This is a genomic window from Comamonas sp. wu1-DMT (genome assembly GCF_040187805.1).
Lineage (GTDB): Bacteria > Pseudomonadota > Gammaproteobacteria > Burkholderiales > Burkholderiaceae_C > Comamonas > Comamonas thiooxydans.
In genome coordinates this window covers 1-16115 of record NZ_JBANEM010000027.1, presented here as the reverse complement: position 1 = coordinate 16115, position 16115 = coordinate 1, and the positions used below count along the sequence as shown (strand labels likewise).

The window sequence follows — 16115 nt, the reverse complement described above, 5'->3', positions numbered from 1 at the left end:
GTCAGTGCGAGCGCGTTGCGGCCGGCTGCAGATCAGCCCATAGCTTGCGCAGCTGCTGCAGCTCGGCATCGAAGCGCTGGTTGATGCGCTGCTTTTCCTCTTCCTGCTGCTTGATGAAGCGCTGCTGCTCGGCCTGAGATTCCGTGTTGTCGTCCAGCTGACGGCGCAGATTGGCGGGAGCCTTCTTCGGGTCGTTCTGATAGAACTCCAGCTCGGTATTGAGCTTGCGGCGGCGTTCCTTGAGATCGACCTGGCGCTGCTGGGCCACGCCGATCACATCGTTGACCTGGGCAATCGCCTCGGCTCTGGCGGCGTCATGCACGCCCTGATTGGGGAAGCGCGCCAGCATGGCACGGTCACGCGAGCGCTCCTCACGCAGGCGTTGCTGCTCGGCCTGGTCCTGGCGGCGCTTGGCCTCCTGTGCACTGCGCTCCTGATCGGTCAGCGTGGGGCCCACGCGGCGCAACTCGACGCCCGTGGTACCAAGCACACGCTGCTCGCGATCGACGCAGGAGGCAATAGGTCTGTCGGCCGTGATGCGCCGCCCATTGGCATCCGTGCAGGCGTAGATACCGCCGCTATTGGCTGGGGCCTGGGCTTGAGCCGGCATGGCGCCTGCCCAGACGGTAGCTATCACATACAAACTCAGTTTTGCATGCAAGGCCTGCTTCATTTGCGTGTTTATTCCTTGTCTTCAACACCATAACGCTGACGGTAGGCCAGCACGCGCTCATGATGCTCGCGCCCGGCATCCCCGCCCTGCTGCTCGAGATAAAGCAACAGATCTGCCAGCTTGGCAATCGCACAGACCTGCATGCCCAGCTGATTGCGCACATATTGCACGGCGCTGTGCGGCACGTCCTGGCCATTCTCCGTCGCCATTTCCTGGCGATCCAGAGCGATGGCCACGGCATGCGGCTCGGCACCGGCCGCCTTGATGATAGCAATCGACTCGCGCGCGGCCGTACCGGCCGACATCACGTCGTCAATGATGAGCACGCGGCCCTTGAGGGGAGCGCCCACCAAAGTACCGCCTTCGCCGTGATCCTTGGCTTCCTTGCGGTTGTAGGCAAAGGGTACGTTCTTGCCCTGGCGTGCCAGTTCCACCGCCACCGTGGCTGCCAAAGGGATGCCCTTGTAGGCAGGCCCGAAGACCATATCAAACTCCATGCCGCTGGCCAGAATGGCTTTTGCATAGAATTCGGACAGACGGGCCATCTTGGCGCCATCGTCGAACAGGCCGGCATTGAAGAAGTACGGGCTGATGCGCCCGGCCTTGGTCTTGAATTCGCCAAAACGCAGCACGCCCGCATCGACGGCAAACTGCACAAAATCCTGCGCCAGACGGTCTGCACCGCCCATTGGCTTCTCACTCACCACCATGGATTCATCCTTGTTCAAATTAACCAGCCTCAACCTCAACGGTATCCGCTCTGCCACGACCAAAGGCGCCGAAGCCTGGATCGAAGCCACTGCGCCGGATTGTATTTGCGTCCAGGAAATCAAGGCCCAGGCTTCGGATATGGCCGGGCGCTTCGAGGTGTTGGCCGGCATGAAGGGCTATTTCCACTTTGCCGAGAAGAAGGGCTACTCGGGCGTGGGCGTCTACACCCGCCACGAGCCCAGCGATGTGATCGTGGGCTTCGATATCGACGAGTTCGACGCCGAGGGCCGCTATGTCGAAACCCGCTTCGACACGCCCGGCCGCAAGTTCTCCATCATCAGCGCCTACTTTCCCAGCGGCAGTTCGGGCGAGTTGCGCCAGGAGGCCAAGTTCCGCTTTCTCGCCAAGATGCACAGCCACCTGATGCACCTCAAGGCAGAGCGCGACTTCGTGCTCTGCGGCGATATCAATATCGCGCACCAGAAGGAAGACCTGAAGAACTGGCGCGGCAACCAGAAAAACAGCGGCTTCCTGCCCGAAGAGCGCGACTGGATGAGCAAGTTGCTGCACAAGACCGAGGCCAGCGGCGGTCTGGTCGACGTTTATCGTCAGCTTCAGCCCGACACCACGGATGCCTGCTATACATGGTGGAGCAATCGGGGCCAGGCCTATGCCAACAACGTGGGATGGCGACTGGACTACCACCTGGCCACACCGGCGATCGCGGCCCTGGCGCGAACCGAGTCCATCTACAAGGGCGAGAAGTTCTCGGACCACGCGCCCATCACCATTGGTTACGACATGGCGATCTGAAGCGCGCAAGCAACGCCGGCAGCGACCTGCAAGGCAGTGAACGCACGCATGCTCGGCGAATTGAGTTAGCGCAAGGTGCAACAGTACAACCCATGCGAGCATGAGTTGTACTGAGCCGGCTGGGCAGGTTTCCGAAAGAATGAACTGCGGAACCTGGAGGGCGACAAGGCCACAGCGGTTCCCGTTTCGCTTTTAGGAAAAGGAATAGCCAATGAAGAAGATTCTGATGACCCTGGCCCTGTGTGCAGTCGGTGCCCTGAGCGCACCCGCCATGGCGGCAGGCTGCGAAGCCGTCGTTGAAAGCAACGATGCCATGCAGTTCAATGTCAAAAGCATCGATGTGCCCAAGTCCTGCAAGAAGTTCAGCGTGACTCTCAAGCATGTGGGCAAGATGCCCAAGACCGCAATGGGCCACAACATCGTGATCAGCACCGCTACCGACATGCAGGCCGTGATCACCGACGGCATGGCCGCTGGTGCTGGCGCCGACTATGTGAAGGCCGGCGATGCACGCGTGCTGGCTCACTCCAAGGTGATCGGTGGCGGCGAGACTACCAAGTTCGACATCGATGCGAGCAAGCTCAAGGCTGGCACTGACTATGCCTTCTTCTGTTCCTTCCCTGGTCACTCGGCCCTCATGAAGGGCTCGCTCAAGCTGGGCTCCTGAGTTCCGACGCTCCCGATTCAGGAGCTTGCAGCGCTTTCCTCATATAAGTTTTGAAGTTATTCAAACTGAAAAACATTGATGAGCAAGCGCCATAAGCTCTGAAATCAGGAGCAGAATCGGCTACATCAAAGCGCCTGTGATTCGCATCACAGGCGCTTTTTCATGGCTTATTCCATCGCCGAAGTCAGCGGTCTGTTGCTCACCACATGCTTCATCACCAGCGTGGAAGTCATGCGCAGCAAGCCGGGCAACCGGGTCAGCTGCTCGTCATAAAGTCGCTGGTAGGCAGGCAGATCGCGCACCACGACCTGCAACAGATAGTCGGGATCACCGAACAGGCGCTGAGCCTGCACCACATTGTCGAGCCGGGCCACGGCGTCCTCGAACGCAGGCACGGACTTGCTGTCCTTGAGCGTGACAAAGACCAGGGACGAGAAATCCAGCCCCAGCGCCGCGGGGTCCAGCTCGGCGCGGTAGCCGCGAATCACGCCCGATTCTTCCAGCGCACGCACACGCCGGTGGCAGGGCGACAGGCTCAGGCCCACCTGCTCGGCCAGCTCGGTCACCGTGAGGCGGCCATTGTTTTCGAGCGCAGCAAGAATTTTTCGATCCAGCGAGTTCACGAGGCAGTTTCTTCCAATTTCAAGCCGATCGGCGGCGAATATTGAGAGCACATTCTCTCTCCTCTTCCATATTCTCTCGGCATCAACGCTTTTCGAGGGAATTTCGTGTCCTACGCCGCCTTGACCGCCTTCTGGGCAGTCTCCTTTCTTCTGGTGCTCACGCCCGGGGCCGACTGGGCCTATGTGATCTCGGCCGGTCTGCGTGGCAGACGGCTGGTTCTGCCCGCAACACTGGGCCTGGCCTGCGGTGCGCTGCTGGCCACGCTGGCCGTGGCGGCAGGCGTTGGCGCCCTGGTGGCGCGCAACCCGGCCCTGCTCACGGCCTTGACGGCCACCGGCGCGCTCTACCTGGCCTGGATGGGCGTGGGACTGTGGCGCAGCCCGGCAGCCATCGGCAGCGCCGGCGATGCCGAGAGCGGCACGCGCTGGCACTGGACGGTCAAGGGAGCCAGCGTCAGCGGACTCAATCCCAAGCAGCTGTTGCTGTTGCTTGCCTTGCTGCCGCAGTTTGTGCAGCCTGCCGAGGGCTGGCCGGTGTTTGCGCAGATCATGGCCCTGGGCGCCGTCCATGCAGCCAGTTGCGCCGTGGTCTACTTCGGCGTGGGCTGGGGCTCGCAAAGCGTGCTGCGCTCGCGCCCCGCCGCCGCGCTTGCCGTCTCGCGCCTGTCGGGCACGCTGATGCTGGTGATTGCCGCCGTGCTGCTCGGTGAAATCGCCGTTCAGCATCTCTGACAGCAAAAATGCCTGCGGCCAAAAAACCGCAGGCATTTCAAGAATAGGCATATGCCACAACCCGGGACACCGGGCTCCCGCATTGCAAAGCAAGGCGGCAGAGGGGGCAGAGCGCCTCAGCAGAGGCCACTCCATCTCATCAGCTCTTCAGCGCCCCCAGCACCTCGTCCAGCATCTTCTTGGCATCGCCGAACAGCATGCGGTTGTTGTCCTTGTAGAACAGCGGATTGTCCACGCCCGCATAACCGGAGGCCATGGAGCGCTTCATCACGATCGAGGTCTTGGCCTTCCACACTTCCAGCACCGGCATGCCGGCGATGGGGCTCTCGGGATCGTCCTGGGCTGCCGGATTGACGATGTCGTTCGCGCCGATGACGATGGCCACATCGGTCTCGGGGAAGTCTTCGTTGATCTCGTCCATCTCCATCACGATGTCGTAAGGCACCTTGGCCTCGGCCAGCAGCACGTTCATGTGGCCGGGCATGCGGCCCGCCACCGGGTGGATGGCAAAGCGCACATCCACACCCTGCTCGCGCAGGGTCCGGGTGATTTCATTGACGGTGTGCTGGGCCTGGGCCACGGCCATGCCGTAGCCGGGCACGATGATGGCGCTTTTTGCCTCGCGCAGCATCTCGGCGGTCTCGGCTGCACTGACGGGTGCCACTTCGCCCTGGGGCTCGGCAGCCGCAGAAGCATCACCCTTCTTGGCGGGAGCGCCGGAGCCGAAGCCGCCCGCAATCACGCTGATGAAGTTGCGGTTCATGGCCTGGCACATGATGTAGCTCAGGATGGCACCCGAGGAGCCCACCAGCGCGCCGGTGACGATCAGCAGGTCATTGCCCAGCATGAAGCCGGTGGCCGCAGCAGCCCAGCCCGAGTAGCTGTTGAGCATGGACACCACCACGGGCATGTCGGCCCCACCGATGGCCATGACCATGTGCACGCCGAACAGCAGGGCGATGACGCTCATCACGATCAGCGGCAACATGCCGTCAGCCACGGTTTGGGCATGCAGAAACTCGCGCCCGAACCAGATCACCACCAGCAGCGCGAGCAGATTGAGCCAGTGGCGTGCGGGCAGCAGCAGCGGCTTGCCGCCTATCCTGCCGTTGAGCTTGCCGAAGGCTATCAGCGAGCCCGAGAAGGTGACGGCACCGATCAGGATGCCCACGTAGATTTCCACCTCGTGAATGGCTTTTTCTGCACCCGCCAGATCGATGGAGGTATCGACATAGCTGGCAAAGCCCACCAGACAGGCGGCCAGGCCGACCAGGCTGTGCATGAGGGCGACCAGCTCGGGCATCTGGGTCATCTTGACGACCTTGGCCGCATACAGGCCGATACCGCCACCGACCACCAGCGCGCCGACGATCCAGGCGATGCCGCCGGCATCGACGCGTGGGCCGAACACGGTGGCCAGCACGGCCAGCGCCATGCCGACCATGCCGAACAGATTGCCGCGGCGTGAGGTTTCGGGGTTGGACAGGCCACCGAGGCTGAGAATGAACAAAATGGCAGCCCCCAGATAGGCCACCGTTGCGAGACTTTGGGACATGGTGTTTCTCTCTTGTGCTCGTTCTTCTTATTTGCGGAACATGGCCAGCATGCGACGTGTCACGGCAAAGCCGCCAAACATATTGATGGCAGTCAGCACCAGCGCTGCAAAGGCCAGCCAGCGGATCAAGTCATCAGGGCGAGCGGTACCCGCCGTTCCCGGCGGTGCAATCTGCACCAGGGCGCCAATGGCGATGATGCTGGAGATGGCGTTGGTCACGCTCATCAGCGGCGTGTGCAAGGCAGGCGTCACGTTCCACACCACCATGTAGCCGATGAAGCAGGCCAGCACGAACACCGTGAAGTGGCCCAGGAAGGCCGCTGGCGCATAGGCACCGATGAACCAGAAGGCCAGGGCGGCAATCGCAAAAATAATGGCCAAGGTCTTGGCCGGCAGCGGTCCGGCAGCGCCATGGCCATGGCCGCCTTTCTTCTGCTCCACCACGGCCGCGGCGGTTTGGGGGCAGGCTTGGGCGCCTGGGCAAGGGGCGGGGCAGGCCAGGTGATTTCGCCGTCCTTGACCACGGTCAGGCCGCGAATCGCATCGTCTTGCATATTCACCACGGCCACGCCATCCTTGGCCTTGCACAGCTCTTCCGTCAGGCGCAGCAGGTTGGTGGCGTACAGCGTGGACGATTGCTTGGCCAGGCGCGATGCGAGGTCGGTGTAGCCGATGATGGTCACGCCGTGGTGCACCACGGCCTCGTTGGGAACGGTCAGCTCGCAGTTGCCGCCCTGCTCGGCTGCCATGTCGACGATCACGCTGCCGGGCTTCATGCTCTGCACCATCTCGGCCGTGATCAGCTTGGGCGCCGGTTTGCCGGGGATCAGCGCGGTGGTGATGATGATGTCGGCCTCCCTGGCCTGCTGGGCATACATCTGGCGCTGCGCAGCCTGGAAGCCCTCGCTCATCACCTTGGCATAGCCGCCGCCGCCGCCGCCGTCTTCTTCGTAGTCGACCTTGACAAACTCACCGCCCAGCGATGTGACCTGATCGGCCACTTCGGCCCGCGTGTCGTTGGCGCGCACGATGGCGCCCAGATTGGCGGCCGTGCCAATGGCCGACAGACCGGCCACACCTGCGCCGGCAATGAAGACCTTGGCTGGCGGCACCTTGCCTGCGGCCGTGATCTGGCCGTTGAAATAGCGGCCGAAGGCGTTGGCGGCCTCGATCACGGCGCGGTAACCCGAAACACCGGCCATGGAGGTCAGTGCATCCATCTTCTGCGCGCGGCTCAATGTCCGGGGCAGCGAGTCGATCGCCAGCACCGTCACCTTTTTGGCAGCCAGTTGCTGCATCAGATCGGGATTCTGGGCCGGCCAGATGAAGTCGATCAGGATCTGGCCTTCGCGCATCAGCGCGACTTCTTGCAGGGTGGGCGGGCGCACCTTGAAGAGGATGTCGGCAGCAGCCCAGAGCGCAGCAGCGTTGGGCAGCACCTCCGCACCCACTGCGCGATAAGCGTCATCGCTGAAGTTGGCGGCATCGCCGGCGCCCGATTCGATGGCGACCGAAAAACCCAGCTTGATGAGTTTTTCAACCACATCGGGCACGGTGGCCACGCGCTTTTCCAACGGGAAGGTTTCCCGCGGGATGCCGATGCGTTGGGCGCCAGCGCCGCTCGGCTGGTTGGAAGAGGTAGACATGCAGAGTCTCCTGGAGTTTAAAAACGGTTTTCCTCCAGACCGACCCATCCCCTGCCATTCCTGCCCGTGGGAGGAACTTGTATTGCATGGGCATTGGCACGGCCTGAACGATCTTGAAACTGTGTCGGGCCGCCTCCCATGAAGCAAATGCCCGCTGCCTTGCAGCACAAATACGTTTTAGCAGCCCGCACCAAAATGGGGCACTCGCATCCATGCTAGCTCAAATGAGGGATGACGCCAGAATCTGAGCGGGCATTTTTGATGCGCGTGTCATGCCGTGTCATGCTTGCGGGGTTCGCAGCCCGCGAGACTACGCAAACGCCCGAAAAATACAAGTCACCCATGTTGCAATATCACACTGTCCCCGTCACAGCCTTTCAACAGAACTGCTCTCTCGTCTGGTGCGACCAGACCATGGACGCGGCCGTCATCGACCCGGGCGGAGATCTCGAGCAGATCGAGTGGGAGGTGGAACGCCTGGGCCTGAATCTCAAGGCCATCTGGATCACCCACGCCCATATCGACCACGCGGGCGGCACCAGTGAGCTGGCGGCCAAGTATGAGCTGCCCATCATCGGCCCGCATGAGGGCGACCAGTTCTGGATCGACGGCCTGCCCCAGCAGGGTGCCATGTTCGGCTTTCCCCACTCCGACCCCTTTGTGCCCACGCGCTGGCTGCATGACGGCGACACCGTGAGCATCGGCCAGGAAACGCTGAACGTGCGCCACTGCCCAGGTCACACGCCCGGCCATGTGGTCTTCCACTCACCGCAGATCGACCGCGCCTTTGTCGGCGATGTGCTGTTTGCCGGCAGCATAGGCCGCACGGACTTCCCGCAGGGCAATCATCAGCAGCTGATCGACTCCATCGTGCAGCGCCTGTGGCCCATGGGCGACCAGACGATCTTCATCCCCGGGCATGGCCCGGAAAGCAGCTTTGGCCGCGAGCGCAAGCTGAACCCCTATGTCAGCGGAACCTGAAGCCTGACGGCCGAGGCTTGCGGAATCAGGTCTTCCGTAGCAGCATGCGCCTGTCACGCCTTGTGACATCACATCTATTGGAGGGAGTTCGTATGCGCAATTTATGGAAAATTTGCCTGGCTTCAGCCCTGGTCAGCAGCTCATGGGCGAGCCTTGCTCAGGCTCCGGCAGCGGCGCCTGCCGCACCGGCCGCCAAAACAGCACCCATGCCCGCCAAGCCGGCGGCAGAACCCGCAGCAAAGGCTGCGCCGACCCCTGCCGCTGCCAAGACGGACATGCAGACCTTTGTCTGCAAGGATGGCTCCACCATGAGCGCGGCGTCCTCCAAGGGAGCTTGCTCGGGCCGCAAGGGCATTGATCAGGATGCCACGGCCAAGGCTGCAGCAGGCGGCAAGCCGGCCGCGACCGCCGCACCTGGCGGCGGTGCAGGCAAGGTCTGGGCCAATGAGGACAGCAAGATCTATCACTGCCCCGGCACCCGTTTCTACGGCACCACCAAGAACGGCAAGTACATGAGCGAGGCCGATGCCAAGGCCGCCGGCATGCATGGCGCCAACAACAAGAGCTGCAGCTGAACCTGTAGCATCAAACCATCGCGCTGATCTGCGATTGCAGGCAGCGCGATTTTTCATTCACAACAGGCTAGATTGCTTGTCCATCAAACACAAGCAGCTATCAATTCAAAAGGACAATCGCGGGCATGAACTGGTTGGTCGGACTGGGTATCTTGCTGATGGCGGCCTTGCTGCTATGGGCTTTTTCGGCGCTGTTCATCAGCATGCTCTCCGGTCTGGCGGTCAGCGCCCTGCTCTGGCAGCCGCTGCGCTGGTGGCGCCGCAGGCAGTTGCTGCGCGAGCTGGAGCAGAACCCGGCTCTCGATGTCCAGCAGCAGGCCCCTTGCGCCCTGTTTTATCTGCTGTCCTCAGCCGTGGTGCTGCTGGGATGCGCCGCCGCACTGGCCACACTGATTCATCTGCCCGATAGCCTTTATTCGCCCGAGCAGCTTTCTCTGATCTGTGGTCTGGTCTTTGCCATCAGTCTTGCCACCCTCATCAAGCTGAGCGGCAATCTCGTCAGCCTGGGTGAGGAGGCCGCTGCCGCTGCCGAGATCAGGGCGGCCTGGTCGCTGGCAGCGGGCATTGTGCCCATGCTGTCCCTGATCACTCTGATTTTCTTCGTACCGCATACGGCGGGCTGGATGGTCTGGCGCGAGCAATGGCGGGGCTATGACAGCACGCAGTTGCGCATCCCCCTGAAGCACAACGATGCCGAGCACCAGCAGGCCTTGTTGCAGTTGGTCCGCCCGATGCTGGAGCAAGGCAGCCGCATCCTGAGTCACCGAGCCCGCTCGCGCAGCGGCGGCAGCTATACCCTGAGCGCCGCCCTGCCCGCACGCTATCGTTTTCATAACAATGCGCTGGAGTTGCAACTGGCGGGCCTGATGCCGCAGGAGCAACTCAACATGCATCTGCAGGCCCTGATTTCCGTGGTGGAAGGAGAGGCCAGCAGCCTGCCACTGGCCTATGCCCAATGTCAGCCGTCCCCCGACTGGTTGGGCAGACAGCGCTTTTTCGGGCGTGGCCAGCAAGCCATGCAATCGCTGCGCGAATGCGTGCGGACTCGCCAATCCGAGCTGACGACCGCTCTTCAATTGCTGCGGGGCAATCTGCAGGAGGTGCAAATGGGCTGGAGTCGCTTTCGCCCCTGGCCGGCTCTGCCGCGCTGGCAGGCAGCGGCCTTGCCGGAAGATGAAGATGAGCTGCTACGGCTCGATACTTTGCGCTAGGAACCACTGAGCGGCAACACATCCAGCCACTGGCCGGGCTCCAGCCCTTCGATCGAATAAGGCCCCACGGCCATGCGCACCAGGCGCAGTGTGGGATGGCCGACGGCTGCCGTCATGCGACGCACCTGGCGGTTCCTGCCCTCGCGGATGATGAGCTCGATCCAGCAATCGGGAATGTTCTGGCGCACGCGAATCGGCGGGTTGCGCGGCCACATCAGGGGCTGGGGTTCTATCAGGCGGGCCTTGGCGGGCAGTGTCTTGCCGTCGCTCAACTCCACGCCCTCGCGCAGCCGCTGCAAAGCGGCCTCGTCCGGGATGCCTTCGACCTGCACCCAGTAGGTCTTCTCCATCTTGTGGCGCGGATCGGCAATGCGGGCCTGTAACTGACCGTCATTGGTCAGCAGCAGCAGGCCTTCGCTGTCGGCATCGAGCCGGCCCGCAACATAGACACCGGGCACATCGATCCAGTCCTTGAGGCCCTGCCACTTGCCCTCGGGCGTGAACTGGCTGAGCACTCCATAGGGCTTGTGAAAGCACAGCAGACACGTGACCTCGGGCCGGGGCGCGGGCTGGCGCACCACGGTGCTGCGGCGCAAGTTGCTGGAGCGATTGGAAGAGAACGGGCGGGGCATGGCAGCGAGCTTAGCAACAAAGACCTGGACTGGCATCAAGCATCAAAAAGCCTTGCATCGCTTACTGGACAATGGAAAATAGCTATCAGTTTTGAAAATCCGGGAAAGCAGCACCGAGGAGCGGCTGTGGATACACCTCACGCACGCAGTTCAGCCAGGCCTGGGCCGCACGCGACAGGTAGCCGGGCCGCCACATCAGCGCCACATCCCAGGGGATCTCGGGCTCCACCAGCGGGCGGCTGGCCACGCGCTGCGGGTCGTAGCGGGCGATGACATGCTCGAACATCACGGCCACGCCCACCTGGGCCGCGACCAGATGGCCTATGAAATCCCAGTAGCGCGTCTGCAGCTTGACCTGTGGCGTGAAGCCCGCTGCCTCGCATTGCTGCAGCACATGCTCGTGCAGCGCAAAGTCCGAGGTGTAGAGCACAAACGGCAGCTCGCGCAAATCGCTCCAGCGCATGGGCTGGCCCGGGTCTGTCACCTGCTGGGCGGGCAGCACCACGCGCGTCTTCTGGCGCGCCACGGTGTAGCGCTCCAGCGCCGGATCGGGGGCCGCGAACAGGCCCAGCGCCATGTCCAGCTTGCCTTCCTGGATCAGCTGGTACTGGGCGCGCGCGCCCTGCTCGTTGACCTGAAGGTTCACACCCGGATAGCGCTGCTGGAACAGCGCGATCACCGGCGCCATGTAATGGCCCGTGGTGGGCATGATGCCCAGGGACAGATCGCCGCGCGTGATGTGATCCACCTCAGCCACCTGGCGGCGCAGCAACTGGGCCTGCTCGAGAATCTCCATCCCGCGGTCATAGACCACCTGGCCGGCATCGGTAAGCTGCACGCCCCGCCCCTCGCGCAGCAGCAAACGGCCACCGAATTCATCTTCCAGCGCCTTGACCATCTTGCTGATGGTGGGCTGGGTCACATGCAGGGTTTCGGCCGCGCGGGTGAAGCCGTTCTGGCGCACAACCTCGATGAAATAGCGCAGGGCGCGCAAGTCCATGACAATTCCTTTTACGCATGGAAAAAATGAAAATAAGTCATTTTATGAATATAGGTGAAAACCCTATAATTTCACCCATGTCACAGATTACGGAAGCTGTCGCTCCTCGCGCCCAGGGCGACAGCCATTCTTTTGCCCAGACACTCTGGCAACTGCTCAAGGCCGTGCTGCAAGTGTGCCTGCTCAGCGCCATCTGGATTGCCATGGATGTGCTGCGCCAGCATTTCGGCTGGAGCATGCCGGCCGGTCTGATCGGTTTCGGCCTGCTGGCAGTGGGCCTTTTTTCGGGCCTGGTCAAAGCACGCTGGCTGCAAGGCGGCACCAACTGGCTGCTGGCAGAGATGCTGCTGTTCTTCGTGCCCGCCATGCTGGTGGTCACCGAGTACCCCGATCTGATCCGCCACCAGGGCTTGCGCATTCTGGCCGTCATCGTGGCCAGCACAGCCTGCGTGATGGCCGTGACCGCACTGGCAGTCGATCGCGTCTATCGCTTCGAGCTGTGGCTGGCAAGGCGCAAGTCCAGCCGCGATGCCGCCGCCCTGGATGAGGAATAAGCCATGCTGTCGAATGAAGTCATCGGCCTGCTGTCGCTGCTGATCACCGTGGCCTGCTACTGGGTCAACAAGCGCCTGTATCGCAAACATCCCCACCCGCTGCTGATGCCCATAGTCGCCACCCCCATGGTGCTGATCGGCCTGTCGCTGCTGACCCATGTCAGCTACCCGCAGTACATCGCCCAGACCCACTGGCTGGTCTGGCTGCTGGGCCCCACCACGGTGGCATTTGCACTGCCGCTGTACGAGAACCGCAAGCTGCTGCGCAAGCACTGGATGTCGATTGCCACCGGCGTGGTAGTGGCCAGCCTGGTCTCCATCTCCACCACCATTGCGTTTGCCGATATGTTCGGCCTGTCCGAGGCGCTGCAAAAAGGCCTGGCCGTGCGCAGCATCACGACACCGTTTGCGATCGAGGCCGAGAAAGTGCTGGGCGGCCCCACCGATCTGGCTGCGCTGTTCGTGCTGCTGACCGGTGTCAGTGCCATGCTGCTGGGCGAGACCGTGCTGCGTGTGCTGCCCCGCATCCGCAGCAAGCTGGCCACGGGCGCCAGCTGGGGCGGAGCTGCCCATGGCAGCGGCGTGGCCAGGGCGCGCCAGGCCGGCGAGGTGCAGGCCGTGATGGCATCGCTGGTGATGATGATTGCCGGTGCCGTGAACGTGCTGGCCGCCCCCTGGGTGCGCACATTGTTTTTCTGAGCGGCGCTCAGGTAGCGGCTCCGGCAAGCGCCGCCCTCAGCGCACCGGAATGGCGATCGGGCGCAGCGGCGCGGCGTCGCCGCCGCGGATCTTGAGCGGCCCTCCGATGAAGGCGAACTCATAGACCTTGTCGCGCGAGAGCCCGTCCAGGGCCACCAATTCCATGATGGGAATGCCTTGCTGGGCCAATAGGTAGCTGTGCAGCGGCACATAGTCATCGTCCACTTCCGAGGGGAAAGTCTCCAGGCTCAGGTTGTCGGCGCCGACAATCATGGCGCCGGCATCCTCGGCCAGAAAGCGTGCGGCATCCAGGCCCAGCCCTGGCGGTTTGGCCATATAGGCCTGGGGTTGCTCGTAGAGCTTCATGCGCCCCGTGCGAATCAGCACGACATCGCCCTTTTGCAGCGTCACGTTCTGGCGTGCCAGCGCGTCCTTGAGGTCCTGCCGGGTGATCCGGTACTGGTCGGGCAGCATGTCCAGGCCCTTGGCCGCGGCCACGTCAATCAGCACGCCGCGCGCCACCAGTGGCGGGAATTTCTCTATGCCTGTACGCTGCCAGCCCCGGTCGCCCAGATGCTCGTCTGCGCTGAAGCCGTTCCAGATCCTGCCGCGTATGCCGAAGTGGTTGAGTGCGTCGATGTGCGTGCCCGTGTGGCTGTACATGGAGAACGCCGTGCCCGTGTAGCTGCGCGTGGTGTTCATGTTCTTGCCCACGTTCATGGGGTCGTCCACCACGGTGCCGCGTGGCGTGTGCGTCATCCAGAACTGGTAGTGCGGATCGCCGGCGTCCTGCCAGCTGGGCATGCCCACGTAGTACTCGGTGGCGAGGTCATAGACCTGACCGCCTGTGATGCGCTGCAGGATGGCAGCGCGCGAGGCGGGCGTTATCAGGTTCAGGCGGCCGATCTCGTCGCCCGGCCCCCAGGGGCTGGTGCCCACATCCTGGCCGGCACCGGCCGGGAGCGTGTGGCCACCGTGGGCATGAGCCAGGCCGGAGAACGCTGCTGCCATCACGAGCAACAGGGTGGGCAAGCGCCGGACACGGGCGCGGAAAGAGAAGTTCATGAGTGTTTCCTAGGAAGCGGTGCGCCTTTCGGCGCTAGTGAGAAAGTGAAAGGTAGTGACTTAGCCCAGCAGGACGCGCAGCCGTTCACGCAGCATGTTCAGAGGCTGGGTCTGCAGCGGTGGCAGGCCCTGGGCGATCAAGGTGGGAATGCTGCGCAGGCCCAGGCGCCGGGCCAGGGCGAGGTCCTGGTGAACCATGTTCAAGGCCTCGGCGCTTTCCATGCAGCGTGCAAAAGCATTGCGCTCGAAGCCGGTGTGCGTGGCGATGTCCAGCAGCACCTCGGCGTCGCCTATGTTGCGATGGGCACTCATATGGGCGTGCTGTATGGCATCGAACAGATTCCAGTGGGCCTCGTCGCCCTCCAGAATCTGGGCGGCCTGGCAGGCCAGTGCGCCGGCCAGTCCGCTGGGATACTCAAAGGTTTCGCGGCGCATGCCTTCGATGTCGATGCGCTGGGTGTCGTCATGCCGTGCGCAGGCCGCCCAGTGCCCGAGAATGGTCTGCTTGGCCTGCTCCATGGAACCAAACCTTGCCACCATCTCGGCGCGGGAAGCTTGCAGCACAAAGCTGCGCTGACGTACGCGCAAGCCCAGCTCGCGGGCCACCTGGCGCAGGCGCGGCGACATCACATAACACCAGCCGCAAACCACGTCATGGAAGAAATCGATGGTGGGAGCAGCCTCAACTGCCGCGGACAGGACCGGGGCAGGGGCTGGATGGGCTGCAACCTGCGCGGGCAGAGCGCAGGAAAAATCATGGCATTGCGTCATGCTTGTGTCCTTCATGGCTGATGGACAGCAAGCGTAGGACGCAGGCCTCGCAGGAGTAAGAGGCCTGCGCTTGAGAAACTCTTAATCCAGCGTCAAGAATCCCCGCCCATGGCCGCAGGCAGCTCTTCGGCCAGAAAGTCCACAAAGGCGCGCACCTTGGGCAGCAGGTGGCGTTGCGTGGGGTAGACCACGTAGACATGGCGCGGCTGCTCGGCCCAGTCTTGCAGGGCCAAGGCCTCCAGCTGGCCCTGGGCGATGGCGGGCCGGGCCAGAAAGGACGGCAGTGCACCAATGCCCATGCCAGCCACCAGCAGCTCCCGCAACATCAGGCTGTTGTTGACGCTGGCTCGTGCTTCGCTCGGAACTTGCAGGCCGTCGTCAACCTGTGCCAGGCTGTAGTTCAGCAGTGCATGGCCACGCAGCGCAGCCACGCTGGCCGGGCGGCCGTGTTGCTGTAAATAGGCCGGCGACGCGCACAACATTTGCGACAGCGAGGCCAGGCGCCGCGCAATCAGCGATGAATCCGCGAGCTCGGCGCTCAGGCGTATGGAGACATCAAAGCCCTGGCCCACGGCGTCCACCAGCCGGTCTTCCATGGATAGGTCAATCTGCAATTGCGGATGGCGCTGCATAAAGCGCGCCAGCAGCGGCGCCAGCGTGCTCAGCGCAAACGACAGCGGCGCGTTCACGCGCAGCCGCCCCGTCACCTGCTGGGACTGGGCACGTACCGATTGCTCCAGCGTGTCAAAGCCATCCAGCAGCCGGCAGCATTCGGCGTAATAGGCCCGGCCGGTATCGGTCAGGCTCATGCGGCGTGTGGTGCGCTGGATCAGCACCGCACCCAGCTGTGCCTCCAGCGCGCGCAACTGCTTGCTGAGAGCCGCCGAGGAAAGATCGAGTGCATCGGCGGCCCTGGCAATGCTGCCCAGTTCGACAATGCGCCTGAAGGCGCGCAAAGGGGTGAGCGAATCCATGGAAGAGAAGAGCGAAAAACTGGGCCGCAGCGTAGCAGCTTTCGCTGCGGGGGCGACGCGGCCCGGGCATGCTCGCTCTTCTTCTGAAAAATGGGCCGCTCAAGTTTTGCAGCTTGCTTGAACAGCCCCAAGCATCACGCCAGCGTATAGGCCGTCTTCACCGTGGTGTAGAACTCCTGGGCATAGCGGCCCTGCTCGCGCGGACCGTAGCTTGAGCCCTTGCGACCGCCAAA

General features: G+C 63.0%; 17 protein-coding genes and 1 pseudogene. 8 read left to right on the top strand and 10 right to left on the bottom strand.

Annotated features, from left to right (window positions below):
* Position 1: 1 nt before the first annotated feature.
* Together V8Z78_RS24495 and pyrE are read right to left on the bottom strand one after the other, a co-directional pair.
* Positions 2–673, bottom strand: a complete 672-nt coding sequence (locus V8Z78_RS24495; protein ID WP_003070372.1) for a hypothetical protein — start codon at positions 671–673, stop codon at positions 2–4.
* Positions 674–681: 8 nt separating this feature from the next.
* Positions 682–1383 (bottom strand): orotate phosphoribosyltransferase, encoded by a 702-nt coding sequence (gene pyrE, locus V8Z78_RS24490; RefSeq protein ID WP_045839220.1) that lies wholly within the window; start codon positions 1381–1383, stop codon positions 682–684.
* Between the two features lie 10 nt (positions 1384–1393).
* Here pyrE and V8Z78_RS24485 point away from each other — a divergent pair, with 10 nt between their 5' ends.
* Positions 1394–2197 (top strand): exodeoxyribonuclease III, encoded by an 804-nt coding sequence (locus V8Z78_RS24485; protein ID WP_003070367.1) that lies wholly within the window; start codon positions 1394–1396, stop codon positions 2195–2197.
* Between the two features lie 211 nt (positions 2198–2408).
* Positions 2409–2864, top strand: a complete 456-nt coding sequence (azu, locus tag V8Z78_RS24480) for an azurin (protein WP_046460285.1) — start codon at positions 2409–2411, stop codon at positions 2862–2864.
* Positions 2865–3031: 167 nt separating this feature from the next.
* Here the strand turns inward: azu and V8Z78_RS24475 are convergent, their stop codons facing one another.
* Positions 3032–3487: an Lrp/AsnC family transcriptional regulator gene (locus V8Z78_RS24475; RefSeq protein ID WP_349732321.1), complete on the bottom strand. Its 456-nt coding sequence runs from the start codon at positions 3485–3487 to the stop codon at positions 3032–3034.
* A 105-nt stretch (positions 3488–3592) separates the two neighbouring features.
* On the opposite strand from V8Z78_RS24475, the gene V8Z78_RS24470 reads away from it, so the two are divergent.
* Entirely contained in the window at positions 3593–4219 is a 627-nt protein-coding gene (locus V8Z78_RS24470) for a LysE family translocator (RefSeq protein WP_349732320.1), read from the top strand.
* Positions 4220–4358: 139 nt separating this feature from the next.
* On the opposite strand, the gene pntB is transcribed toward V8Z78_RS24470, so the two are convergent.
* Both pntB and V8Z78_RS24460 read right to left on the bottom strand, forming a co-directional pair.
* Positions 4359–5774 carry a Re/Si-specific NAD(P)(+) transhydrogenase subunit beta gene (gene pntB / locus V8Z78_RS24465; protein WP_314353200.1) on the bottom strand — a complete coding sequence of 472 codons (1416 nt, stop codon included), beginning with the start codon at positions 5772–5774 and terminating at the stop codon, positions 4359–4361.
* Positions 5775–5801: 27 nt separating this feature from the next.
* Positions 5802–7420: pseudogene (locus V8Z78_RS24460) on the bottom strand (Re/Si-specific NAD(P)(+) transhydrogenase subunit alpha).
* Positions 7421–7762: 342 nt separating this feature from the next.
* Here V8Z78_RS24460 and V8Z78_RS24455 point away from each other — a divergent pair.
* The 3 genes from V8Z78_RS24455 (at position 7763) to V8Z78_RS24445 (ending at position 10187) form a co-directional block, all read left to right on the top strand.
* Positions 7763–8401, top strand: coding sequence for an MBL fold metallo-hydrolase (locus V8Z78_RS24455; protein ID WP_034363356.1), 639 nt, complete (start codon positions 7763–7765; stop codon positions 8399–8401).
* Between the two features lie 206 nt (positions 8402–8607).
* Positions 8608–8976, top strand: coding sequence for a DUF3761 domain-containing protein (locus V8Z78_RS24450; protein WP_349732319.1), 369 nt, complete (start codon positions 8608–8610; stop codon positions 8974–8976).
* A 125-nt stretch (positions 8977–9101) separates the two neighbouring features.
* Complete coding sequence (locus V8Z78_RS24445; protein ID WP_349732318.1) at positions 9102–10187, top strand: hypothetical protein; 1086 nt, start codon at positions 9102–9104, stop codon at positions 10185–10187.
* Here the strand turns inward: V8Z78_RS24445 and V8Z78_RS24440 are convergent.
* Positions 10184–10855 (bottom strand): pseudouridine synthase, encoded by a 672-nt coding sequence (locus tag V8Z78_RS24440; RefSeq protein ID WP_349732317.1) that lies wholly within the window; start codon positions 10853–10855, stop codon positions 10184–10186. The two genes, V8Z78_RS24445 and V8Z78_RS24440, sit on opposite strands and share 4 nt — an antisense overlap.
* Positions 10856–10904: 49 nt before the next feature.
* A complete protein-coding gene (locus V8Z78_RS24435) occupies positions 10905–11819 on the bottom strand; it encodes a LysR family transcriptional regulator (protein ID WP_012836732.1) in 915 nt (304 codons plus the stop codon).
* Positions 11820–11896: 77 nt separating this feature from the next.
* Here V8Z78_RS24435 and V8Z78_RS24430 point away from each other — a divergent pair, with 77 nt between their 5' ends.
* A complete protein-coding gene (locus V8Z78_RS24430; protein ID WP_349732316.1) occupies positions 11897–12373 on the top strand; it encodes a CidA/LrgA family protein in 477 nt (158 codons plus the stop codon).
* Positions 12374–12376: 3 nt separating this feature from the next.
* On the top strand, positions 12377–13072 hold the full coding sequence (locus V8Z78_RS24425) for an LrgB family protein (RefSeq protein ID WP_349732315.1): 696 nt from the start codon (positions 12377–12379) through the stop codon (positions 13070–13072).
* Positions 13073–13108: 36 nt separating this feature from the next.
* On the opposite strand, the gene V8Z78_RS24420 is transcribed toward V8Z78_RS24425, so the two are convergent.
* The 3 genes from V8Z78_RS24420 to V8Z78_RS24410 all read right to left on the bottom strand — a co-directional run bounded on the left by V8Z78_RS24420 (position 13109) and on the right by V8Z78_RS24410 (position 15882).
* Positions 13109–14137, bottom strand: coding sequence for a cyclase family protein (locus V8Z78_RS24420; RefSeq protein WP_349732314.1), 1029 nt, complete (start codon positions 14135–14137; stop codon positions 13109–13111).
* A 60-nt stretch (positions 14138–14197) separates the two neighbouring features.
* The gene (locus V8Z78_RS24415; RefSeq protein WP_046460299.1) at positions 14198–14908 is read right to left on the bottom strand and encodes a DsbA family oxidoreductase; all 711 of its coding nucleotides are present in this window, start codon (positions 14906–14908) and stop codon (positions 14198–14200) included.
* A gap of 92 nt (positions 14909–15000) precedes the next feature.
* Complete coding sequence (locus V8Z78_RS24410) at positions 15001–15882, bottom strand: LysR family transcriptional regulator (protein WP_349732313.1); 882 nt, start codon at positions 15880–15882, stop codon at positions 15001–15003.
* Positions 15883–16115 lie beyond the last annotated feature (233 nt).